Raw genomic sequence first — 22,775 nt, 5'->3', positions numbered from 1 at the left:
GCTAAACGGCCCCGGTCAGGCCGTAGGCCTCGGCGATCAGGCCGTAGGAGCGGAGCCGGGCCTCGTGGCCGTGGACGTGCGAGGTGACCATCAGCTCGTCCGCGCCGGTGCGCTTGCGCAGCGCCTCCAGGCCGTCCGCGACGTGGCCGGGGGCGCCGAGCACCACGTTCGCGAACCAGTCGTCGACGAAGTCCGCCTCGGCCGGGCTGTACGGGTACTCCTCCGCCTCCTCCGGGGTGGGGATCGGGCCGGGGGTGCCGCGCCGCAGCCGGAGCATCGCGAGGGCCGCGGAGCGCGCCAGGCGGCGGGCGGCCGGCTCGTCGTCGGCGGCGACCGCCGTCACGCCGATCAGCGCGTACGGCTCGGAGAGCACCGCGGAGGGGCGGAAGGACGAGCGGTACAGGTCCAGCGCGGGGACGGTGTTGGCGCCGCTGAAGTGGTGGGCGAAGGCGAACGGGAGGCCGAGGCGGCCGGCCAGCTGGGCGCTGAAGCCGGAGGAGCCGAGCAGCCAGACCGGCGGGCGGCCGTCGCCCTTGGGGACGGCGGTCAGCCCGCGGTAGGGGTGGCCGGCCGGGAAGTCGCCGTCGAGGAAGTGGGTCAGCTCGGCGAGCTGCTGCGGGAACTCGTCCGGGCCGTCCGTCCGGCCGCGGCGCAGCGCCCGGGCGGTGGCCGGGTCGGTGCCGGGGGCGCGGCCGAGGCCGAGGTCGATCCGGCCGGGGTGCAGGGCCTCCAGCAGGCCGAACTGCTCGGCGACGGTCAGCGGGGCGTGATTGGGCAGCATGACGCCGCCCGACCCGAGCCGCAGCGTCGTGGTGCGGGCGCCGAGGTGGGCGAGCAGGACGGGCGGGGAGGAGCTGGCCACGCCGGGCATGCCGTGGTGCTCGGCGACCCAGAAGCGGTGGTAGCCCCAGCGCTCGGCCTCCTGGGCCAGCGTCGTGGTGGCGGCCAGGGCCTGGGCGGGGGTGTAGCCGGAGCCGACCGTGGCGAGGTCGAGGATCGAGAGCGGGGCGGGGGCGGTGCCGCGCGCGGTGCCCCGGATCGCGGTCTCTGCTCCCGGCCCTGTCACGTGCGTCTGCTGGTCCTCGCTGGTCATGCCGTCCGTCCTCCGGGCTCTCCTCGGGCCGGCCTCGCCGCCGGCTCCGTCGTCGGCGACCGCACGGGCTCGGGTGGCCCCGCGGTCGCTGCTGCCGACCGGGGTCAACCACCGCCGCGGGCCCGCTGTTCCCGCCGCCCGGCGTGTTCCGGGGCACCCTGCGGCCGGCCTCCCGCTCAGCGCAGAGTCAACGGACGGCTACGGGTGGCGACTTCACGCCAGGGTCGGAAGTCGCCAGGCCGGGTGCTCGCGATCGGCCGGCAGCGTCCGGCAGGCTGGGAGCCAGGAGCGGATCCGCGAGCGGGGTCCGGCTCCCACCTGCAAGGTCGTCGGGCCGGACCAGCGCCGAACGACCCCGGCGAGCCCTCGGCGCGGCACCCCGCCCCGGGGGCTCGTGCCGTTGCGGCGGGGGCTCGCAGGAACACCGCGCCGGGACCGTCCGTCCACGCATTGGCCGGGAACCGCGGCTTCCCCGGGGTGCTTCAGGGCATGAAAAGTCGAGACGCTAGCGTTGACCCAGCAGCCACCTGCTCCCTCGGGCGGCGGTGGAGGGAGTTAGGGCCTTGGACTTCGTGGCGGCGATCGGATCCTCGTGGATCTGCGCCCTGGCGCTGTGCGCCGTGCTCGGGGACGCCCTGCTGCCGTTCCTCCCCAGCGGGACGCTGGTGATCCTGGCCGTGCTCAAGACCGCGCGGATCGACGGCGCCCCGGTGCTGCTCGGCCTGGGCGTGGCGGTGGCCTCGTTCCTCGGCGACGTGCTGCTGCTCCACCTGGCCAGACGCGGCGCGCCGCTGCTGCAGCGCCGGCTCGCCCGCCGGCCGAAGCTGGCGGCGAGCGTGGCCCGGGTCCAGCAGGCGCTGGTCGAGCGCCCGCACGGCGGGGCCGCCGCGATGGTGGTGATCGCGCGGTTCGTCCCGGGCGGGCGGACGGTGCTGGACGTGGCCATCGGCCACTCCCCCGCCCATCCGCACCGGTTCCTGCGTTGGTCGGCGCTGGCGGCACTGGTCTGGGCCGCGTACATCGTGACGCTGGGCTGGCTGAACAGCCACTGGTTCGACACGGCCTGGCTGAGCATGGCGGTGTCCTGCGCCGCGGCCACCGCGATCAGCACCGCGATCGCCCGGATCGTGCGCCGCAACCGGCGGCTGGCAGCGCTCTGAGCGGACCGGCCGGAAGTCTGCCCGGACGGGCGACGGATCCTACCGGCCGCTGACGAACCCTGACCGATCCGGACGGACCGGCGGTACCGTACTGCCCTGGCGGTGTGGCGAGCGAAGCGTCACAGGACGGCAACAGACTGCCGGTCGCCGCAGCCCGGACCGGCCCTCCCGGCGTGTACACCGTCGTCGGAGCTCCACGACCTTGGTGGCGGCTCCGGCCACATGACATGCTTACGGCGGAATGTTCATCAATTGCCCGATTTGACCGGTGTGGCCCCCGCCACCTCACCCACCGGCGTCGGCGACCAGGGGAGACCATGACCAAGATCTCGCGCAGGACGGTGCTCAGTGCGACCGCCGCGACCGCCGCCCTCGGCGCGGTCGCGGCCTGTTCCAGCGGCGGGTCGGGTTCGGGCCAGGGCTCCTCCTCCGCACCCCCCGGCGGTGACGCGGGCACCCCCAAGGGCTCCACCGGCGACCCGACCAAGGCGCAGGTGCCCAAGGGCACCCCGATCGGCGACGGCTCCAACGCCGACACCGGCCCGCAGCCGAACCAGCCCAAGCCGGAGAAGCTCAAGCCGGGCGAGCGCCCGCCCCAGTTCGTGGTGTTCTCCTGGGACGGCGCGGGCGGCACCGACGACGGCCAGTTCCCCCGGTTCCTGAAGCTGGCGGAGCAGTACAAGGCCACCATGACCTTCTTTCTGTCCGGGATCTACGCCCTGCCGAAGGGCAAGTCCGAGCTGTACCACCCGCCGAAGCACTCGGTCGGCGCCTCGGACATCCCGTACCTGTCGGACGGCGCGGTCAAGAGCACCCTCAAGCTGATCAGCCAGGCCTGGCTGGCCGGGCACGAGATCGGCACCCACTTCAACGGGCACTTCTGCTCCAGCCGTCCGGACAAGAACGGGGTCAACATGTGGACCCCGGACGACTGGCAGAGCGAGATCGACCAGGCGATCGGCTTCGTCACCCAGTGGCGCACCAACACCGGCTTCACCGACGTCGACCCGCTGCCCTTCGACTACAGGAAGGAGCTGATCGGCGGCCGCACGCCGTGCCTGGAGGGCCAGAAGGCACTGCTGCCGACCATCGCCAAGCTCGGCTGGAAGTACGACGCCAGCTCGCCGGGCGGCCTGCAGATATGGCCGCAGAAGGTGCAGGACGGCAAGATCTGGGACTTCCCGCTGCAGGGCATCCCGTTCCCCGGGCACACCTTCCAGGTGCTGTCGATGGACTACAACATCCTGGCCAACCAGTCCGCCGGCAGCACCAAGGGCGACCCGTCGAAGTACAACGACTGGCGCACCCAGGCGACCAACTCGTACCTGGCGGGCTTCGACCGCGCCTACAACAGCAACCGGGCGCCGTTCTTCGTCGGCAACCACTTCGAGCAGTGGAACGGCGGCATCTACATGGACGCCGTCGAGGAGACCCTCAAGCAGATCGCGGGCAAGCCCGACGTGCGACTGGTCTCCTTCAAGCAGCTGGTCGAGTGGCTGGAGGTGCAGGACCAGTCGACGCTGCGCAAGCTGCGCTCGCTCGGGGTCGGCCAGGCCCCGGCCGGCGGCTGGGAGGCCTTCCTCGGCGCGGCGGGCTGACGTCGCGACGGGTGCGCAGCCGGGCGACCGGTGGTGGAGTCGAACTCCGCCACCGGCCGCACTCGTTCGGGGACGGACCCATCGGGCCGGGGGCCCGCGGCGGCCTTCGGAAATTCGTGCCGCTACCACCTTCGCGAGCCAAGTTGGCCTGGAACCATAGTATGTTCATGCCCAAGTGGTGATCATTCCTCGGATCGGTTGCGATCTCCCTTGCGTTCCCGCAGAGTTGAACGCGCCGAGGAACAGACGAATAACTGAACCCGCCGCACGATTCACGTGCTGGACCGCCCGGAAACTGCACTGGAGAGTGCAGTTCACCGGGCCGTTCTGTCTGGAACAGCGCCACGGCGGGGACTCGGTACGGCCCTCGAAGGCCGAGCGGAACCGCACGAAGAAGCACGTCGCAACACTCCGGGGGGAGCCATATGACCATGCCGTTCTCACGACGAGGGGACGTCGGAACGGCCCGGGAGAGCAGTGACGGGGAACGGTTCGACCACACCCTGGCCACCGTTCCCACGCCCGAAGCCCCGTACGACTACGTCCACTTCAGCCGCCTCGCCGGCCCCGCTACCGATCCGGACGACCCGGCCGGCCCGTTCGGCCACGGCGACCGCGACGACCATGACGACCTCGGCGGCGTCTACCGGCCCGACCCGGGCACCGCCGCGAAGGCCGCCCCGGCCACCCCGTACCGGGTCCGGTACCGCAGCCTGCTGCGCCGCGAGCCGCACCGCGTCAGGGCCGCCCTGCTGCTGGTGGCGGCCCCGCTGCTGGAGGCGGTGCTGCTGGTGTGGCTGCTGCTGCCGGAGCACTGGCCCGAACGCGCCGACGAGACCAACGTCCTGGTGCTGCTGGGCGACAAGGTGATGATCGGGATCATCGCCGTGGTCGAGGTGTTCCGGCTGGTCAACGTCATCTCCAACACCCACGCCACCCTCGTCGCCCGCGATCCGATACCCGTGACGCCCGAGGCCGGCACCCGGGTCGCCTTCCTGACCACCTGCGTCCCGGGCAAGGAACCGCCGGAGATGGTGCGGGCCACGCTGCTCGCGGCGCGCGGCGTCCGGCACGACGGCCCGTACGACGTCTGGCTGCTGGACGAGGGAAACGATCCTGCAATGCGGTCCCTGTGCACCGAGCTGGGCGTACGCCACTTCAGCCGCGTCGGCCGGCCGCACTGGAACCGGCCGAAGGGCCGGTTCCGCGCCGGGACCAAGCACGGCAACTACAACGCCTGGCTCCAGGCGCACGGCGACGACTACGACTTCTGGGTCTCCGTGGACACCGACCACGTGCCGCTCCCGGACTTCTGCGAACGCATGCTCGGCTACTTCCGCGACCCCGACGTGGCATTCGTGGTCGGCCCGCAGGTATACGGGAACTACCGCAGCTCGGGCTCGGCCGTGACCAAATTCTCCGAGAGCCAGCAGTACCTCTTCCACGCCCTCATCCAGCGCGCCGGAAACCGTTACGGCGCGCCGATGTTCGTCGGCACCAACAACGCCGTCAGAATCCGCGCCCTCCAGTCGATCGGCGGGTTGTCCGACTCGATCACCGAGGACATGGCGACCGGCCTGGAGTTCCACCGGCGCCGAAACCCGGAGACCGGGGAACGCTGGAAGTCCGTGTACACCCCGGACGTGCTCGCGGTCGGCGAGGGCCCGTCCTCCTGGACCGACTTCTTCTCCCAGCAACTGCGCTGGAGCCGCGGCACCTACGAGACCCTGCTCACCCAGTACTGGCGGGTCATGTGGCGGCTGTCGCCCGGCCGGCTGCTCAACTACACGCTGATGGTGGGCTTCTACCCGATGGCGGCGCTCACCTGGCTGCTCGGCGGCGTCTCCAGCGTGCTCTACCTGGGCTTCGGCTCCTCCGGCGTCCACGTCTCCTCGGAGATCTGGATGATGCTCTACAGCGACGCCGCCGCACTCCAACTGCTGCTCTACACCTGGAACCGCAAGCACAACGTGAGCCCGCACGAGCCGGCCGGCTCCTCCGGGGTCGCGGGCATGGTGATGTCGGCGCTCTGCGGCCCGGTGTACGCCGCCTCACTGCTCCAGGCGCTGGTGCGCCGGCGCAGCCGCTTCGTGGTCACCCCGAAGGGCCGCTCGGCCAGCGCCGACCGGCTCGGCACCTTCCGCTACCACCTGTTCTGGACGCTGGTGTTCGGCGGCGCCATCGCCGCGTCCTTCCACACCGGCTACGACCACGTCGCGATGCGCACCTGGGCCGCGATCGCGCTGGGCCTGACCCTGCTGCCGATCCTGGTGCTGGCCGCCGACGCCGTCCGGCGGCGCCGGACCAGGCCCACCGCCACCCTCACCGTCACCGGCGCCACCGCGGCCCCGAAGGTCGTCCTGGAGAAGCGCCGCCCGCGCCACGCCCGCGGCGCCGCCCCCGCGCCGCCGCCGACCGTGCCCGCCCAGGGCGGCCCGCTCGACAGCCCGACCGTCCCGCTGCGCCTGGTCGCGCCCGACCGCGCCGGCCGCGGGCCCCACTGAGCCGGCCCGCCCCACGCCCGGCACCCTGCCAGCCTCCTGAGGGGACCTCTGCACCGTGAAGATCCAGAAGATCCACAAGACCGGCCGGACCAAGCGCTTCGCCCTCGGCAGCACCGTCGCGCTGACCGTCGCCGGGATGAACGCCCCGGCCGTGCTCGGCTTCGCCAACGACCGGTACCACGACTACGTGATCAACCAGCCCGGCTACAAGGCGGAGTACGGCCACTGGCAGACCCTCGGCCTGCCCGCCCAGTTCCGCGTCAACGCCGTGCACGCCACCGTGCTGCGCACCGGCAAGGTGCTCATCGTGGCCGGCTCCGGCAACGACGAGAAGCAGTTCAACGCGGGCACCTTCAAGAGCCTGCTGTGGGACCCGGCCGCGAACACGTACAAGCTGATACCCACCCCCGCAGACATGTTCTGCGGCGGCCACACGTCCCTCCCGGACGGCCGGGTGCTGGTCGCCGGCGGCACCGCCCGGTACGAGAAGCTGGACGGCGCCGTGAAGAAGGCGGGCGGCGTGATGCGCGTGCGCAACGAGAGCCCGGAGCGCGCCCGGAGCTTCCCCAAGGGCACCGTCTTCGTCGCCCCGAACGGCCGCGAGTACGCCTCCACCGCGGACGTGACCGTCCCGGCCGCGACCAAGGCCGGCGCCGGCGCGCAGACCAAGGTCACCGCCGGCGAGACGCACGTCTTCGTCGAGGCCCTCGGCGAGGGCAAGGACTGGGTCTCCGGCGCGCCGGCCCAGTACCGGATCAAGGGCCTGGCCGGGGTCGACTCGCACAACCTGTACGGGCAGAGCGCCAGGATCACCCTGGACAAGCAGGAGTACCAGGGCATCCGCTCCGCCTTCGAGTTCAACCCGGACACCGAGCTGTACGAGCAGGTCACCGACATGGCCCACGCCCGCTGGTACCCGACCCTCACCGGGCTGGGCGACGGCCGGGTGGTCACCGTCTCCGGCCTCGACGACACCGGCGAGATCCTCAACGGCAACGACAACGAGATCTACGACCCGAAGACCAGGACCTGGGCGAAGGGCCCCGACCGCTACTTCCCGACCTACCCGTCGATCTTCCTGACGGCGAACGGGAAGCTCTTCTACTCCGGCTCCAACGCGGGCTACGGGCCCGCCGACAAGGGCCGCCAGCCCGGCCTGTGGAACCTCGCGGACAACAGCTTCCAGCCCGTCCCCGGCCTGCGCGACCAGAACCTGACCGAGACCTCCTCCTCGGTGCTGCTGCCGCCCGCGCAGGCGCAGAAGGTGATGCTGCTCGGCGGCGGCGGCGTCGGCGAGTCCCCGCTGTCCACCGCGCGCACCGACATCGCCGACCTCTCGGCCGCCAAGCCCGTCTTCACCCCGGGCCCGGACCTGCCGGCCGGCGGCACCCGCTACCTCAACAGCGTGATCCTCCCGGACGACACCGTGTTCACCACCGGCGGCTCCAGCGGCTACCGCGGCCGCGGCGACAGCGACCTGCTCAAGGCGCAGGTGTACCACCCGGATTCCAACACCTTCAAGAAGGCCGCCGAGCCCACGGTGGGCCGCAACTACCACTCCGAGGCGGTGCTGCTCCCGGACGGGCGGGTCGCCGTGCTCGGCTCCAACCCGCTGTTCGCGGACAAGGACGAGACCCAGCCGGGCGGCTTCGAGCAGCGGATCGAGATCTACACCCCGCCGTACCTGTACCACGGCGACCGCCCGCAGGTGACGGACGCGCCCGCGGCGGCGAAGCTCGGCGGCACCGTCCGGGTCGGCACCGCGCGGCCGGACGCGGTGGCCACCGCCAAGCTGATCCGGCCGAGTTCGGTCACCCACGTGACGGACGTCGAGCAGCGCTCGGTGGCCCTGGACATCACCGGGCGGACCGCGGACGGGGTCTCGCTCGCCCTGCCGGCCAACCCCGACCTGCTGCCGCCCGGCTGGTACATGCTGTTCCTGACGGACGGCCAGGGCACGCCCTCGGTGGCGCGCTGGGTCGAGGTGAAGGCCTGACCGTACGTCGGATCAGCGGGCGGCCCGGGCCAGCCCCAGGGCGTACGGCAGCCAGAACTCGCCCGCCCTGGGCTCGCCCCGGCCGCACTCGCCGTCCGACTCCCCCGGGTTCTTGACCCACAGGTAGGCGTCGACCCCGGGCCGCCCGGTGTCGGCGGTGGGCCGCTCGCCCAGCGCGCGCCCGGGCGGGTTGCACCAGGAGTCGCCGCCCAGCGGGCCGTTGCCGTTGCGGCTGGTGTCGATGACGAAGTGCTTCCCGCCCAGGGCGGTGGAGAGACCGTCGCCGTAGGCCGCGTTCCGGCCGGTGTCGTAGAAGTTGGCGACGTTGACGGCGAAGCCGTCCGCCGCGGCGATGCCCGACTTGCGCAGGGCGCCGGCGAGTTCGGCCGGGTCCTGCGCCCAGCCGGGGTTGCCCGCGTCCAGGTAGACCCGGACGTTCGGGCGCTTCTTCAGCTCCTGGACGGCGAAGGCCAGCAGGCCGTACCGCTCGGCGGCCTGGTCGCCCTTGACGCCGCAGCCGTCCAGGGTGTGCGGGACGGCGTCCGGCTCCAGCACCACCCAGGCCCGGCGGTCGGCGAGGGCCTCGGCGACGCCGGTGATCCAGGCGCGGTAGGCGGCGGCGTCGGCGGCGCCGCCGGCCGAGTAGAGGCCGCAGTCGCGGTGCGGGATGTTGTAGGCGACGAAGACCGCGGTGCGGTCCGCCTCGGTGGCCCGGCGGCTGACCTGGTCGGCGATCTCCCGGGCGCCCTGCTCGCCGAGCCACTGCGCGGAGGGCTGGGCGGCGATCTTCAGCAGGCTGTCGGCGTCGGCCGTCCGGCCCTGGCCGCGCAGCGCGGTGAGCTGCTGGGCGGCGTTGGTGCGGTCGGACACGTAGAAGGCCTGGCCGGGGAGCTGGGGCAGGGCGTCGGCTGCCGGGCCGGTGGTCGTGGCGGGCGGGGCCGCCGGGGGCGGCCCGCCGTTCGCGCCGCCGCCGTCCGAGCCGCCGCAGCCGGTCACCGCCAGCGCGAGTCCCGCGGCCGGAGCGGCCCACCGAAACGATCCTGCCCGTCGTCGCACGTGCACGTACCGCCCTTCCCCACCCAGCCCAGGGCCTGCCGGCACCAGCTAAGCACACCCGGGGTGGCCGTACGGCCCGCATCGGTGAACGCCGGGCGGCCGCGGGTGGACTTCCGTCCGCTCGCGGCCACCCGTGCCCCCCGGGGGCGGGCTCAGCCCTGCTTGAGGTCCGGCACCCGCCAGTCGATCGGCTCGCCGCCGAAGCCGTCCAGCGCCGAGTTGATCTGCGAGAACGGGCGGCTGCCGAAGAACAGCTTGGCGGACAGCGGCGACGGGTGCGCGCCCTGCACGACCACGTGCTTCTCGGTGTCGATCAGCGGCAGCTTCTTCTTCGCGTAGTTGCCCCACAGCACGAAGACCACCGGCTCCTCGCGCGCGCTCACCGCCTTGATCACGGCGTCGGTGAACTTCTCCCAGCCCTTCGCCTTGTGCGAGTTGGCCTCGTGCGCGCGGACCGTGAGCACCGCGTTGAGCAGCAGCACGCCCTGCTCGGCCCAGTGCATCAGGTAGCCGTTGTCCGGGGCCGGGACGCCCAGGTCGGCGTCCAGCTCCTTGAAGATGTTGCGCAGCGAGGGCGGCGTCTTCGTGCCGGGCAGCACCGAGAAGCTCATGCCGTGCGCCTGGCCGTCGTCGTGGTACGGGTCCTGGCCGAGGACGAGCACCCGGACCTTCTCGTACGGCGTGGCCTCCAGCGCGGCGAACTCCTGGCCGCTCGGCGGGAACACCTGGTGCTCCGCGCGCTCGGCCGCCACGAAGTCCGCCAGCTGCGCGAAGTACGGCTTCTCCGCCTCGGCGCCCAGCACCGCGCGCCAGGACTCGGGCAGCTCCAGCCCGCCGCCCGCGCCGGCCTCGACCGCGCCCGCCCCGACCGACTCGACCGTCTCCGTCACGACATCTACCTCCCACATCGCGGCTGTTGTGCCGCACGCCCGCTTTCACCCCGAACGCTACACAGGCCCACCGACAGCCCGGTCCGCCGGAGCGGTCACGGGCTCCGGCGGAGCCTCCCGGACACCGGTCTTCGCGGCGGCGGCCGCCCGCGCGATCGCCACGTGCTCCACCACGTTGAGGGCCACCAGCAGCACCGCCAGCGTCACCAGCACCACCAGCGCGGGCAGCCGCACCATCGCCGGCAGCAGCGCCAGCACTACCGCCGCGGCGGTGAGCCGGGTGACGGCGACCCGGCGGAACATCATCCAGCGGGTGTAGCCGAAGGTCAGCAGGTACAGCCCGCACCCGCCGTACAGCAGCGCCACCGAGCCGGGGCCGAGCGCCGCCCACGGGTCGGCGACCGTCTCCTCGAAGCCGACCGCCACCCCGATCACCCCGGCGGCCAGCGCCAGGTGGCCGTACTGGAAGATCCGCCGGACGACGTCCCGGCGCGAGTCGGCGGTCTCCACGGCGTGCCGCATCGCGTCCGCCGCGTGCACGAAGTACTGCCACCACAGGCCCACCGAGATGGTGAACGCGGCCGCGACGGCGGTGAGTTCGGCCGCGTCCAGCCGGGCGGCGGCGGCCGGGCCGCCGATCCCGACGACCGACTCGCCGAGCGCCACCAGCAGGAACAGCGCGAACCGCTCGGGCATGTGCGCCGGGTGGTAGGACACCGCGGCGAGCCGCCGCCGGAACACCAGCGGCGCCGCCAGGTCGCACAGCGCGGCCACCGACCACAGCGCCAGCCGTGGCCCGTCCGGCAGCAGCCCGCCCGCCACCAGCAGCGGCCCGCTGATCAGCACGGCCACCCCGTACGGGCCGCGCCAGACCCCCGGGAGGCGGGCCACCAGGAGCAGCAGCACCACCCGGGCCAGCCAGTACGCGACGCCGAGCAGCAGACCGCGCCGGCCGTACGCGCCCGGGATGGCGAGCGCCATGAACAGCCCGGCCAGGCCGACCAGCAGGATGCCCAGGCGGTCGCGCGGGTTGTCCACGTCCCGGATGTTGGCCTGCACGGTGGTGCCGACCCAGCACCAGTAGACCGGGACGAACACCACCAGCGCCTCGACCAGGCCGGTCAGGTCGTGGTGGTGGTGCAGCAGGGCCGAGACCTGGGTGATGGCGAAGACGAAGACCAGGTCGAAGTACAACTCGGCCCAGGTGACCCGCTTCTCCCCCGCCGACTCCGCCGGCTCCCCCTGCTCCCCCGGCCCCACCGACCCCACCGTTTCCCCGGTGACACTCATCTCCGCCCGGCCCTCCCCGCAGGTACGAGACGAGCCCCGCGCCGGCACTCGGCCGGAACGGGGCTCACGACAGCACCGCAGAGGCTAGACCAGCTCGACCAGGTCCGCGATCGACTTGACCACCCGGGTCGGCCGGTACGGGAACCGCTCGACGTCCTCGGCGGCGGTCAGGCCGGTGAGCACCAGGATGGTCTCCATCCCGGCCTCCATGCCGGCCACGATGTCGGTGTCCATCCGGTCGCCGATCATCACCGCGGTCTCCGAGTGGGCGCCGGCGGTGTTCAGGGCCTCCCGCATCATCAGCGGGTTCGGCTTGCCGACGAAGTACGGCTCCACGCCGGTGGCCTTGGTGATCAGCGCCGCGACCGAGCCGGTGGCCGGCAGCACGCCCTCGGTGGAGGGGCCGGTCTCGTCCGGGTTGGTGCAGATGAACCGGGCGCCCTGGTTGATCAGGCGGATCGCCTTGGTGAGCGCCTCGAAGGAGTAGGTCCGGGTCTCGCCGAGGACGACGAAATCGGGCTCGCTGTCGGTCAGCACGTACCCGGCGTCGTGCAGGGCCGTGGTGAGGCCGGCCTCGCCGATCACGTAGGCGGTACCGCCCGGGCGCTGCGTGCTGAGGAACTTGGCGGTGGCCAGCGCCGACGTCCAGATGTTCTCGGCGGGGATGTCGAGCCCCATCCGGGAGAGCCGGGCGTGCAGGTCGCGCTGGGTGTAGATGGAGTTGTTGGTCAGCACCAGGAACGGCTTGCCGGACTCCCGCAGCTTGCTGATGAACTCGGCGGCCCCCGGGATCGGCGTGCCCTCGTGGATGAGGACCCCGTCCATGTCGGTCAGCCACGACTCGATGGGCTTGCGCTCTGCCACGTAGGTGTCTCCCTCGGTCTTGCAACGGTTCTGAACGATTTCGCACATCGCTCCGGACCGGACACCCTCGGCCGGCCGGGCGCCACAGGCTGCCCCAACGCCGACCAGCGTAGTCGCCCGCCTGTGCGGCCCACAGGGCCCGGGCTCCCGGACCTCCGGGGAGGGTGTCCGGGAGGTCCGGGCGGCGCGGCCGCGGGCGGTGTCAGGCGAGGTTCTTGCGCAGCGCCGCGAGGTAGTTGGCCATGAAGTGGTCGCGCAGGCCCTCGCCGGTGGGCTCGAACGCGGCGGCGGACAGGCCCTTGGCGCGCTCGGTGAGCCCGGCCATCAGCGGGAGGCTGTCGTGCAGCTTTCCGGCGGTGTCGAGGTACCGCAGGGCGGCGACGTGGGTGAAGGCGGGCTCGGGCGGCAGCTGCGGCACGATGTCGTTGGCGTTGACGAAGCGGTAACTGCGTTCCTTCAGGCCCTTGTTGTACGCGGCGGCCAGGAGGCGGTCGCAGGTCCGCGGCTGGCCGAAGGTGTAGACGCCGTCCGCCCGGAGGGCGGGCTCCTCCAGCTCCAGCCGGGCGGCGGCGAGCATCGCGAGGGCGCCGCCGAGGCTGTGGCCGGTGAGCCACACGCTCTGGTCGTCGGTGCGCAGTTCGGCGATCGCCTTCCGGACGTCCGGGAAGATCGATTCGAGGGCCTGGGCGAAGCCGTAGTGGACGTATCCGGTGCCGGCCGGGCCCGGCCAGGGCGGGGTGGTGGCGTCGGAGAGCCAGTCGCGGATCTCCCTGGGCTCGGTGCCGCGGAAGGCGACCACGATCATCCGGTCGCTCGCCATCGTGTAGGCCTGGGTGTCCTCCAGCGGGAACGGCGGGGTGAAGCGCGTCTCGTGGTGGCGGGTCGCGGTGTAGCCCCAGTCGGCGGCCTGCCGGTCGATGACGGCGTCGTCCTTGTACGCCAGGTCGGAGGCGAGGGCGAGGCAGTACGCGTGCGCGAGGCTGTAGCCGGTGGCGTGGTGGTCGAAGGTGGTGGGCACGGCCATGGGGGAGGTCCTTTCCGGAGGCCGGGGGAGGCCGACGAGGTGTCGGTTCGGCCTCGAACTTGTTCCCCCACCTTCGTATCGGGCCCTCGCCCGCTTGTCGCCGTGGGAGCGCTCCGGCTTCGCCCGAACGGGAACCGCCCCCATCGGCCCGCACGGGGTGATACCGGGAGCGATCGGGCGGGGCGTGGTTGAGTGGGCGGCATGAGTTCCGAGAACCCTGGCCCGATCCGGGTCGGCCTGGTCGGGTACGGCCTGGCCGGCTCCGCGTTCCACGCCCCGCTGATCGCCACCACCCCGGGGCTGCGGCTGGCGGCCGTGGTCACCGCGAACGCCGAGCGCCGGGAACGGCTGGCGCGGGAGCATCCGGGAGCGCGGGCCGTGGACACGCCGGAGCAGTTGCTGGCCGATCCGGACGCGCTGGACCTGGTGGTCGTCGCCACCCCGAACCGCACCCACGCCCCGCTCGCCCGCGCCGCGCTGCGGGCCGGGCTGGCCACCGTGGTGGACAAGCCGCTGGCCGGCACGGCGGCCGAGGCGCTGGAGCTGTGCCGGCTCGCCGAGGCCCGGGGCGTCCTGCTGTCCGTGTTCCAGAACCGGCGCTGGGACGGGGACTTCCTCACCGCGAGCCGGCTGGTGCGCGGCGGCGCGCTGGGCCGGGTGCACCGCTTCGAGTCCCGGTTCGAGCGGTTCCGGCCCAAGCCGAAGCCGGGCTGGCGAGAGCTGGCCGATCCGGCCGAGGCCGGCGGCACGCTGTACGACCTGGGCAGCCACCTGGTCGACCAGGCGCTCACGCTGTTCGGCCCGGTCGACACGGTGTACGCGGAGATCGACGTGCGGCGCGACGGCGCGGTGGTGGACGACGACGCCTTCCTCGCCCTGACCCACGCCTCCGGCACCCGCTCGCACCTGTGGACCAGCGCCGTCGCCCCGCTGATCGGCCCCCGGCTGCGGGTGCTCGGCGACACCGCCGGGTACGTCAAGACCGGCATGGACCCGCAGGAGGCCGACCTGCGGGCGGGCCTGCGCCCGGACGGCGGCCGCCCGTGGGGCGCGGACCGGCCCGAGCGGTACGGCACCCTGGGCACCGACGAGTCGGCGATCTCGCTGCCCACCGACCCGGGCGACTACCCCGCCTTCTACGCGGGCGTCGCCGCAGCCCTGGCCACCCCGGGCACCCCGCCGCCGGTCGACCCGTACGACGCGGTGGCCGTCCTCGCGGTGCTGGAGGCCGCCCGCAGCTCGGCCGCCACGGGGACGACGGTCAGGGTGGGCTGATGCCGGGTCGGGGGGCAGACCTGCCTCCCGTTGATCTTCTAAGCTGATCGGATGGCTGATCAGCGAGGGTGGCGGGCCCCGGCCGACGCGGACGAGCGGCGGCAGCGCGAGCGGGAGTGGGCGGCCGCGCAGAAGCAGCGCGAGAAGGTCTGGAACGCCGAGTTCGCGCAGCGCGCGGCCGCAGGGGAGGCCGAGCTGCGCGAGCGGCAGCGGATCGAGAACACCGCCAGGGAGCGGGAGTCCTGGAGCGGGGGCAGGCGGACCGGCTCCATCGGCCACGTCGACACGACCGGGCCGGACGGGGAACCGGTCCGGATCGCCGTCGTGTGGCTCGGCCGGCTCCGGGCCACCGCCAGGCCGCTGCACGCCTACGACCCCATGCGCCACCTCAGCGGCAACGCCGGCGGCGAAGGGGTCCTGCTGCTGATCCCCATCGCCCTCCTGGTGGGCCTGAACTTCGGGGTCCGCTGGCTGCTCCTCGCCCTGCTCGGCCGCCCACGCTGGGCCGTCGCCGCCAAGGCGGGGAGCGAGCGGGCCAAGGGCGGCGGGAACACCGTCCTGCTGCGCACCCGGCGCCGGTCGGATGCCCTCCGGTACGCGGCCGCCCTGGCCGACCGGATCGAGCGGGACGGAGCCGTCGCCCTCCGGTCCCGCTGAGCGCCGCCCCGGGCCGGGTCAGATCCCGATGACCTCCACCGCCGAGCCCAGCCCGCGGAAGTCCGCCACGTTGCGGGTGTAGAGCGGCAGCCCGTGCGCGGAGGCGACGGCGGCGATCATCAGGTCGATCCGGCGCGGCCTCGGCTGCCGTCCGGCGGCGATGGTGAGCGTCACCAGCGTCCCGTAGCGGGCGGCGGCGGCCGCGTCGAAGGGCAGCGGGTCGAAGTCGGCCATCGCGGCGCCCAGCACCTCCAGCCGGGCGGCGCGGCTGGCCGGGTCGCGGGCCATCGACACGCCCTGCTGCAGCTCGGCGAAGGTGATCGCGGTCAGCTCGGGCACGGCCGGCAGGTCGGCCGGGTTGAGCAGCGCGAGGTCGATGTAGACGCAGGTGTCCAGCACCCCGGCCGGCCGGCGGCGGGGGGCGCGGCGGCGCTCAGCCACGCCGGCGCTCGAACGGGTCGTCGCCCTCGTCGCCGACCAGTTCCTCGGGGCCGAAGTACTCCTCGGCCTCCTTGCGCATCTGCTGGTAGTCCACCTTGGGCAGCTTCACGTGCCGGGCCACCAGCTCCTCGGCCGTGAGCCGGCGCCGCCCGGTGACCGGCCGCAGCTCGGCGACCTCGACCCCGTTCCGGGTGATGTGGAAGGTCTCCCCGGCCTCCACCGCGTCCATCACGGCGGCGGAGTTGTTCCGGAACTCCCGCTGGGTAATGGTCTTCATGTCCTCCACGGTAGCCCCGCGTAGCACCGGCGGCTACACCCCGCGCGACAACCGGTTACGACAGCCGGTTACGACAGCCGGTACGACGCCCCGGGGAGGGCGGGAACTCGGGGGGCCGTACGATCGTCCTGCTGGACGCGTGGACATCGGAACCGGGACAACACCGAGGGGGAATGCGCTGTGGGCGTCGTCGCGATGCTGCTCGGGCTGCTCCGGGTGCTGACCGGGGAGCTGGTGACCGAGGGCGGCGTGCTGACGTCCGTCGCCACCGTGGCGGCCCTGGCCCTGGTGGCCGGGGCGGTCGCCGGGACACTGGCCGGTGCCCGGCTGCTGGGCGCGCGGGCGCCCGCCGTGGTGCGCAGCGGAGTGCTGCGGCGCCGGGCCTTCCGTACCGCGTTCCTTCCGCAGCGTGATCCGGACGCCCGGGGCAGGCGACGTCCCAGGGCACCGGGTGCGGCCCCGGCGGCCGCGTAACCCCGCACGTTCGCACGCGTTCCGCGCGGCCGTCCTCCGTCGACCACTCATGTCCTGAGACCCCGGAGGGCTCGCTCCACCATGTCCGTTCTCGCCGTTCTCGACCCGGCCGTCACCGTCGCCCACGCCGCGGTCGCCGCTCTCGCCCACGTCCTGCCGACCGCACTCGCGATCGTCCTGTTCGTCCTCGTCGTCCGCCTGTCGCTGCACCCGCTGGCGCGGGCGGCGGCGCGCGGGGAGAAGGCCCGCTCGAAGCTCGCGCCGAAGGTCGCCGAGCTGAACAAGAAGCACAAGAACCAGCCGGAGAAGCTGCGGGAGGCGATGGCGGAGCTGTACCGGAAGGAGCAGGTCTCGCCGGTCGCCGGGTGCCTGCCGGTGCTGATCCAGATCCCGTTCTTCTCGGTGATGTACCGGCTGTTCACCACCCCGAACGACCTGCTGGACCACACCCTGTTCGGCGTCCCGCTCGGCCTGCACGCCGGGAACGCGCACGGCGCCGGGCAGGTCGCGGTGTTCGCGGTGCTGTACGCCGGGCTGGCGGCGGTGGGGTACGTCAACTACCGCCGGGCCCGGCGCGCGGCGGCGGCGCAGACCACCCCGCAGCCGGGGGCGGCGCTGCTGCCGTACCTGTCGTTCGGGTCGGTGTTCTTCGCGCTGCTGGTGCCGGTGGCCGCGGCGCTCTACCTGCTGACGACGAGCGTCTGGTCGGCCGCCGAGCGGGCCTGGCTGTACCGGGGGACGAGCCAGGCCCCGGTCGCCGCGCTCGCGATGTAGCTCGGCGGGACGACTCGGCGGTACGACGCGGCGGTGCGGCTCAGAAGTGGCGCAGCAGCTCCGGGAAGGCCGTGAGCTGCAGCGTCGCCTCGTCCGGGCCCAGCTCCTGGTGCTCCAGCACCCAGGTGTGCTCGTGCGGGATGAAGACCGTGCGCAGGCCGGCCCGGCGGGCGGGGGCGATGTCGGACTTCGGCGAGTTGCCGATCATCCAGCTGCGGGCGGGGTCGAGGCCGAGGTCGGCGGTGAACCGGTGGTAGGTGTCGGTCGACTTCTCGGCCACCACGTGGATGCCGCGGAAGTGGTGGTCGATGGCGGAGACCGCCACCTTCGCCAGCTGCTCCCGCCGGTCGCCCTTGGTGAGCAGCAGCAGGTGGTGGCGGCCGGCGAGTTCGGCGAGGGTGTCGGCGACGCCGGGGATCAGCTCGATCCCGTCGCGCCTGGTGAGCGGGGCGAGCAGGTCGTCGATCCGGGCCAGCTCGGCGGCGGTGGGGGTGCGGTCGCCGCGCAGTCGGCCGAGGCAGTCGGCGAGGCTCTGCCGGAAGGCACCGGCGCCGTAGCCGAGGACGGGGGTGTTGGCGGCCTCGATCTCGTTGAGGAGGGCGAGGGCGCCGTCCCGCTCGGCCGGGGCGGCGACCCAGTCCAGGAAGCCTTCGGTGACCCGCTCGAAGAGGACGTTGTTCTCCCAGAGGGTGTCGTCGGCGTCGAAGATGAGGATCTGGTCGGTGTGCATCGGGGGGTTCTCTCCGTCTGGACGGCGGGCGGGGGCAGCGGGCGAACGGGCGGGGGCGTCAGGCGAGCAGGCGGGCGGCGCGGTCCAGGGTCTCCCGCAGGTTCTCCTCGGTGGTCCGCTCCTTGGCCTCCTCGATGGTCAGCCATGCCAGCGGCGCGGCCGGGTTCTCCGGGCGGGCGTCGTCCGGGGTGTCGGTGGCCAGCAGGAAGCGCAGGTCGGCGTGCTCGTGGGCGGGCTCGACGGGCGAGGCGGGGACGGGCACCACGACCAGGTGGACGAGCGCCGCGTCGGGCCAGGGGGCGAGGTCGGCGAGGCCGGTCTCCTCGCGGCCCTCGCGCAGGGCGATGTCCAGCGGGCCGGTCTCCCCCGGGTCGCCGTGGCCGCCGACCTGCAGCCAGGCCTGCTGGCGGGCGTGCCAGCGCAGCAGGACCCGGCGGGTCGGCGGGTGGACGATCAGCGCCGAGGCGGTGAAGTGCAGCGGGGTGGCGCGCTCCCAGGCGTCCGGGGCGTCGGCCCGCGGGCGGACCCGGGCGTGGTCGGCGGTCTCGGCCGGGCCCTGCGGCCGGTGGCCGTCCAGGAGTCGGGCCAGTTCGGGGCTCTGCGGGGCGCCCGTGGTCACCATGGTGTGTGCTCCTCGTCATCCGCCCCGCGGCCGCGTCGGACCGCCTCAACCGGCTTGCGGGAGCGGGTGATCGGGCCCGGGGGCTCCGGTTCCGGCGAACCCGGGCAGCCTAGCCCGGGGGCCTTCGGCGGCCCACCGGTTTTCGGGGCCCGCCGGTCGGTCCGGCGGGCCGGCCGGAGGACTGGTCGGAGGGCTGGCCTGAGAGCTGGCCGGCGGGCTGGTCTGAGAGCTGGTCGGAGCACCCTCCCGCAGGCCTTAGCCTTCGTGGTGATCGTTTCGGGACAGGTGGAGGGAATTCGTCATGGTGGCTGCTCCGGCGCTCGCCGAACTGCGCGAGGTGTGCCAGCCGCAGGCCAAGCTGCAGAGCCGCAACGGTGAGCACTGGGCGGGCCGGCTGTACATGCGGGCCCTCTCGCTGCGCACCACCCGGCAGTTGGTGCGCACCTCGGTGTCGCCGAACACGCTCACCTGGGTGATGGTGGTGTGCGGGGTCGGCGGCGGCGCGGCACTGTTGATCCCCGGCCTGACCGGCGCGGTGCTGGCCGCCGTGCTGTTCCAGCTGTTCCTGCTGTTCGACTGCGTGGACGGCGAAGTGGCGCGCTGGAAGCGCCAGTTCAGCATGGCCGGGGTGTACGTGGACCGGCTCGGCGCCTACCTGGCGGACGCCGCGCTGATGATCGGCGCCGGCGTCCGGGCGGCCCGCGGCGGCTCGGACCTGTGGGTGTCGGCGGGCCTGGCGGCCGCGCTCGGCGTGGTGCTGCTGAAGGCCTCGACGGACCTGGTGGACGTGGCCCGGGCCCGCAGCGGGCAGGCGCCGGCGGACGAGGAGTCGACCCAGCCGCGCTCGCAGGGCATCGCGACGGCCCGCCGGCTCGCCTCGATCTTCAAGATCCACCGGGTGACGAACGGCATCGAGGCCTCCCTCGTCCTGCTGGCGGCGGCCGTGGTGGACGCGGGCCTGCACAACCTGGACGCGACGCGGTGGACGCTCGCCGGGATCACGGTGATCACCTGGGGGATGGTGGTGGCGCACCTGGCGTCGATCCTGTCCTCCTCGCGGCTGCGCTGAGGCCCGCCGCCCGCGCCGAACCCTTCGTATACCCCATGGCGGCGCTGAGCAGCCCGTCTTCCGGGTGGAGCCGGTCCTCCCCCACCGGGGGGAGGCGGCGGCGCGAAGCCCGTCGCAGGTCGGAGGCGGCGGCACCGGTTCCGGTGGGAGGCTGAGGACATGACAGCGGGCCAGTGCGCCGCCGTCACCGTCGAGGCCCCTCGACCACCGGACCGGGAGCCGGGCGCCAGCCCGCTCCCCCTTGACCGATGACCTCGGCCGCCACCCCCGTGCGGCCGGGGTCGTCGGCTTTCCGCGCCCGGCCCGACCCCGCCCCCGATGCGCTGACCGACCGTTCAGCCCTCGTCGTCCGCGCCCGCCGCATCCACCGGGCGGGCGTGGGCGGCGAGGACGCTGTCGAGCAGGCCGGGGAAGCGCTGCTCCAGGTCGACGATGCGCAGAGCGCTGAACCGGCGGTTGCCCTCCTCCCGCTGGCGGATCAGGCCGGCCTCGCGCAGCACCTTGAAGTGGTGGCTGAGCGTGGAGGGCGCGACGTTCACCGGGAAGGTGCCGCAGACGCGTTCCGGTTCGGCGCGCAGCACGCTGACGATGGTCATCCGGGTGGGGTCGGAGAGCGCGTGCAGGACGTCGAAGAGATCGATCTGCTCGGGCTCGGGGTGCGCGAGCGCCGGTCGGCGGCGGGTGCTTCGGGGCATCTGACGACCTCCCTGATCTGCGATGTTCGACAATCACCGAAAAGGAGTGGTACCACTGTCGCAACACCAAATTCGATGTTCGTAGAACATCGTAACGGAGGGGGTTTCGCCATGCGTGCACTGGTGATGACGGCGGCCGGCGGGAGCGAGAACTCGCAGGTCCGGGAGATCGACGCGCCGCGCCCCGGCCCCGGCGAGGTCGCGATCGACGTCGCCCACGCCGGACTCAACTTCGTCGACGTGATGGCCCGCCGGGGCGACGGCGGCTACACCGCCGCGTGGCCGCACCTGCCGGGCAAGGAAGTGGCCGGCACCGTCCGGGAACTCGGCGAGGGCGTCACCGGTCTGACGGTCGGCGACCGGGTGGTGGCCGCACCGGCCGGCGGCGGACTGGCCGAGGTCGCGCTCGCCCCGGCCGCACTCACCGTGCCCGTTCCGGACGGCGTGCCGCTGCGCGAGGCCGCCGCCGTCCCGCTCGGCCTGGCCACCGCGATGCTGCTGCTCGGCGACGCCGGCCGGTTCACCGCCGGGGACACCGTGCTGGTGCACTCGGCCGGCGGCGGGATCGGGAACGCGATCGCCCAGCTCGTCCCGCTGCTCGGCGGCGGCCGGCTGATCGGCACGGTGGGCCGGCCCGAGAAGGCCGCCGCGGCCGTCGACGCCGGTTACGACCACGCCTTCGCCCGGGACGCCGGCCTGCTCGACGCCGTCCGGGAGGCGACCGGCGGGCGGGGTGTCGACCTCGTGCTCGACCCACTCGGCACCGAGGCGCTGGACCTGGACCTCGACCTCGCCGTGCACGGCGGCCGGATCGTCCTGTTCGGCAACGCGGGCGGCGGCGCCCTCGACGCCCTGCCCCCGCTCGGCCGCCTGATGGCCCAGAACCTCACCGTCACCGGCTTCAGCCACCGCGCCATGGCCGCCGGCGACCCCGCGCGGCTGGGCCGGGCGATCCGCCGGGTCCTCGACCTGCTCGCAGGCGGCGGGCTCGGCCTGGCGGTCACCGAACTCGCCGGGCTGGAGGCCGTCCCGGCCGCGCACGACGCCATGCAGGAGCGGCGGGCGCTGGGCAAGTACGTGGTGCGCGTGGCCGGCTGAGCGGAGCGATCCCACTCCCCCAGACAGCCTTTATTTTATCACGAAAACAATGGAAAGTCATATTCGCGCGCGAATGGATAATTGATTTCCCGTTCGCTATGTTGGCGGCCATGACTTCACACACCGAGTTATTCGTCGGGTCCGGTGAATTGCGGCTGCGGACCGAACGGTTCGGCGCCCCGGACGCCCCGGCGGTCCTGCTGGTGATGGGCACGGCCGCGCCGGGCATCGGCTGGCCGGACGAGCTGGTGGACGCCCTGGCCGCCGGCGGCCGCCAGGTCATCCGCTACGACCACCGCGACACCGGCCGGTCCTCGTGCGTGGACTTCGCCGCCCGCCCGTACACGCTGGCGGACCTGGCCACCGACGCGACGGCGGTGCTCGACGGCCACGGCGTGGCCGCGGCGCACGTCGTCGGGGCGTCCCTGGGCGGTGCCATCGGCCAGTGGCTGGCCGTGCACCGCCCCGAACGCGTGCTGACCCTGACCGCGATGATGACCGGCCCGATGGGCCACAACCCCGGCCCGGCCTGGGCCCGCGCCCTGGCGGGGCAGGCCCCCGACCCCGGCGACCTGCCGCCGCCCTCGGCCCGCTTCCTGACGCACCTCGCCCAGCGGGCCGCCCGCCCCCAGGGCACCCGGGACGAGTACGTCGCGGCGAACGTGGAGACCTGGCGGGTGCTCCACGGCGACGCCCTCCCGTTCGACGAGCCCGCCGCCCGCCGCTTCGTGGCGGCCTCCTTCGACCTGACCGGCGACCCCACCGCGGCCCTCAACCACGACCTGGCCGGACGCGCCATGACCGAGGACCGTCTGGTCCCACTGTCCTCGATCGAGGCCCCGACCCTCGTCCTGCACGGCACCGAGGACCCGCTGCGCCCGCTCCCGCACGGCCGTGCCCTCGCCGGGGAGATCCCGCGTTCCCGGTTCCGGCCGATTCCGGGAATGGGGCACGCATTGTTCTCGCCCGGCCTTCCCCGGCAGATCGGCGAGATCATTCGGGAGCACATCGCCTAGCAGGGTGGAATATCGGGCCGAATTCCGATCTGCGGGCCGAGCCGGCAAACGGTGCCGCGGGGGGGGGGGGGGGGGGGGGGGGGCCCCCCGCCCCCGGGGGGGGGGGGGGGGGGGGGGGGGGGGGGGGGGGGGGGGGGGGGGGGGGGGGGGGGGGGTGGGGCGGGCCCCCCCG

At 73.6% G+C, this 22,775-nt stretch carries 22 protein-coding genes; 11 read left to right on the top strand and 11 right to left on the bottom strand.

Translation table 11 applies throughout. The features are described 5' to 3' along the window. Nucleotide 1: 1 nt before the first annotated feature. Entirely contained in the window at nucleotides 2–1,093 is a 1,092-nt protein-coding gene (locus ACPC54_RS22930; protein ID WP_498967206.1) for an LLM class flavin-dependent oxidoreductase, read from the bottom strand. Between the two features lie 572 nt (nucleotides 1,094–1,665). Here ACPC54_RS22930 and ACPC54_RS22925 point away from each other — a divergent pair. The 4 genes from ACPC54_RS22925 to glxA all read left to right on the top strand — a co-directional run bounded on the left by ACPC54_RS22925 (nucleotide 1,666) and on the right by glxA (nucleotide 8,351). Further along, nucleotides 1,666–2,253 carry a DedA family protein gene (locus ACPC54_RS22925; RefSeq protein ID WP_498967251.1) on the top strand — a complete coding sequence of 196 codons (588 nt, stop codon included), beginning with the start codon at nucleotides 1,666–1,668 and terminating at the stop codon, nucleotides 2,251–2,253. A gap of 317 nt (nucleotides 2,254–2,570) precedes the next feature. After that, complete coding sequence (locus ACPC54_RS22920) at nucleotides 2,571–3,851, top strand: polysaccharide deacetylase family protein (protein ID WP_498967204.1); 1,281 nt, start codon at nucleotides 2,571–2,573, stop codon at nucleotides 3,849–3,851. Nucleotides 3,852–4,282: 431 nt separating this feature from the next. After that, the gene (locus ACPC54_RS22915) at nucleotides 4,283–6,355 is read left to right on the top strand and encodes a glycosyltransferase family 2 protein (protein WP_498967202.1); all 2,073 of its coding nucleotides are present in this window, start codon (nucleotides 4,283–4,285) and stop codon (nucleotides 6,353–6,355) included. 55 nt (nucleotides 6,356–6,410) lie between these two features. Then, a complete protein-coding gene (gene glxA, locus ACPC54_RS22910) occupies nucleotides 6,411–8,351 on the top strand; it encodes a radical copper oxidase GlxA (RefSeq protein WP_498967200.1) in 1,941 nt (646 codons plus the stop codon). Between the two features lie 12 nt (nucleotides 8,352–8,363). On the opposite strand, the gene ACPC54_RS22905 is transcribed toward glxA, so the two are convergent. The 5 genes from ACPC54_RS22905 to ACPC54_RS22885 form a co-directional block, all read right to left on the bottom strand. After that, nucleotides 8,364–9,347 (bottom strand): glycoside hydrolase family 6 protein, encoded by a 984-nt coding sequence (locus ACPC54_RS22905; RefSeq protein WP_498967198.1) that lies wholly within the window; start codon nucleotides 9,345–9,347, stop codon nucleotides 8,364–8,366. Nucleotides 9,348–9,559: 212 nt separating this feature from the next. Further along, nucleotides 9,560–10,237: a uracil-DNA glycosylase gene (locus ACPC54_RS22900; protein ID WP_498967249.1), complete on the bottom strand. Its 678-nt coding sequence runs from the start codon at nucleotides 10,235–10,237 to the stop codon at nucleotides 9,560–9,562. Nucleotides 10,238–10,354: 117 nt separating this feature from the next. Next, nucleotides 10,355–11,587, bottom strand: a complete 1,233-nt coding sequence (locus tag ACPC54_RS22895; protein ID WP_498967196.1) for a low temperature requirement protein A — start codon at nucleotides 11,585–11,587, stop codon at nucleotides 10,355–10,357. 84 nt (nucleotides 11,588–11,671) lie between these two features. Beyond that, nucleotides 11,672–12,451: an HAD-IIA family hydrolase gene (locus ACPC54_RS22890; protein ID WP_498967194.1), complete on the bottom strand. Its 780-nt coding sequence runs from the start codon at nucleotides 12,449–12,451 to the stop codon at nucleotides 11,672–11,674. Between the two features lie 202 nt (nucleotides 12,452–12,653). Continuing rightward, the gene (locus ACPC54_RS22885; RefSeq protein ID WP_498967192.1) at nucleotides 12,654–13,475 is read right to left on the bottom strand and encodes a lipase family protein; all 822 of its coding nucleotides are present in this window, start codon (nucleotides 13,473–13,475) and stop codon (nucleotides 12,654–12,656) included. Between the two features lie 201 nt (nucleotides 13,476–13,676). Between ACPC54_RS22885 and ACPC54_RS22880 the strand changes: the two genes are divergently transcribed. Beyond that, a complete protein-coding gene (locus ACPC54_RS22880) occupies nucleotides 13,677–14,750 on the top strand; it encodes a Gfo/Idh/MocA family oxidoreductase (RefSeq protein ID WP_498967190.1) in 1,074 nt (357 codons plus the stop codon). A gap of 51 nt (nucleotides 14,751–14,801) precedes the next feature. After that, entirely contained in the window at nucleotides 14,802–15,407 is a 606-nt protein-coding gene (locus ACPC54_RS22875) for a hypothetical protein (RefSeq protein WP_498967188.1), read from the top strand. Between the two features lie 18 nt (nucleotides 15,408–15,425). On the opposite strand, the gene ACPC54_RS22870 is transcribed toward ACPC54_RS22875, so the two are convergent. Continuing rightward, on the bottom strand, nucleotides 15,426–15,848 hold the full coding sequence (locus ACPC54_RS22870; RefSeq protein WP_360350217.1) for a type II toxin-antitoxin system VapC family toxin: 423 nt from the start codon (nucleotides 15,846–15,848) through the stop codon (nucleotides 15,426–15,428). Then, nucleotides 15,841–16,125, bottom strand: coding sequence for a type II toxin-antitoxin system Phd/YefM family antitoxin (locus ACPC54_RS22865; protein ID WP_498967186.1), 285 nt, complete (start codon nucleotides 16,123–16,125; stop codon nucleotides 15,841–15,843). Before ACPC54_RS22865 ends, ACPC54_RS22870 begins: the two co-directional genes overlap by 8 nt. A 180-nt stretch (nucleotides 16,126–16,305) precedes the next feature. On the opposite strand from ACPC54_RS22865, the gene ACPC54_RS22860 reads away from it, so the two are divergent. Next, complete coding sequence (locus ACPC54_RS22860) at nucleotides 16,306–16,599, top strand: DUF6412 domain-containing protein (RefSeq protein WP_498967184.1); 294 nt, start codon at nucleotides 16,306–16,308, stop codon at nucleotides 16,597–16,599. An 81-nt stretch (nucleotides 16,600–16,680) separates the two neighbouring features. Next, nucleotides 16,681–17,373 (top strand): YidC/Oxa1 family membrane protein insertase, encoded by a 693-nt coding sequence (locus ACPC54_RS22855; protein WP_498967182.1) that lies wholly within the window; start codon nucleotides 16,681–16,683, stop codon nucleotides 17,371–17,373. A 40-nt stretch (nucleotides 17,374–17,413) separates the two neighbouring features. On the opposite strand, the gene ACPC54_RS22850 is transcribed toward ACPC54_RS22855, so the two are convergent. Further along, entirely contained in the window at nucleotides 17,414–18,103 is a 690-nt protein-coding gene (locus ACPC54_RS22850; protein WP_498967180.1) for an HAD family hydrolase, read from the bottom strand. Nucleotides 18,104–18,161: 58 nt separating this feature from the next. Further along, entirely contained in the window at nucleotides 18,162–18,725 is a 564-nt protein-coding gene (locus tag ACPC54_RS22845; protein WP_498967178.1) for an NUDIX hydrolase, read from the bottom strand. Nucleotides 18,726–19,026: 301 nt separating this feature from the next. Between ACPC54_RS22845 and ACPC54_RS22840 the strand changes: the two genes are divergently transcribed. Beyond that, nucleotides 19,027–19,794: a CDP-alcohol phosphatidyltransferase family protein gene (locus tag ACPC54_RS22840; protein ID WP_498967176.1), complete on the top strand. Its 768-nt coding sequence runs from the start codon at nucleotides 19,027–19,029 to the stop codon at nucleotides 19,792–19,794. A gap of 335 nt (nucleotides 19,795–20,129) precedes the next feature. Here ACPC54_RS22840 and ACPC54_RS22835 read toward each other — a convergent pair whose 3' ends face one another. Beyond that, nucleotides 20,130–20,489 (bottom strand): ArsR/SmtB family transcription factor, encoded by a 360-nt coding sequence (locus ACPC54_RS22835; RefSeq protein ID WP_498967174.1) that lies wholly within the window; start codon nucleotides 20,487–20,489, stop codon nucleotides 20,130–20,132. A gap of 111 nt (nucleotides 20,490–20,600) precedes the next feature. Here ACPC54_RS22835 and ACPC54_RS22830 point away from each other — a divergent pair, with 111 nt between their 5' ends. Both ACPC54_RS22830 and ACPC54_RS22825 read left to right on the top strand, forming a co-directional pair. Beyond that, a complete protein-coding gene (locus tag ACPC54_RS22830; RefSeq protein WP_498967173.1) occupies nucleotides 20,601–21,587 on the top strand; it encodes a quinone oxidoreductase family protein in 987 nt (328 codons plus the stop codon). Nucleotides 21,588–21,697: 110 nt separating this feature from the next. Further along, nucleotides 21,698–22,603 carry an alpha/beta fold hydrolase gene (locus tag ACPC54_RS22825; RefSeq protein WP_498967172.1) on the top strand — a complete coding sequence of 302 codons (906 nt, stop codon included), beginning with the start codon at nucleotides 21,698–21,700 and terminating at the stop codon, nucleotides 22,601–22,603. Nucleotides 22,604–22,775 lie beyond the last annotated feature (172 nt).

The organism is Kitasatospora sp. NPDC094028, assembly GCF_049543595.1.
In the GTDB taxonomy this organism is placed as follows: domain Bacteria; phylum Actinomycetota; class Actinomycetes; order Streptomycetales; family Streptomycetaceae; genus Kitasatospora.
Note: the sequence above shows the minus strand (reverse complement) of the source record. Positions and strands in the feature narration are given on the sequence as shown.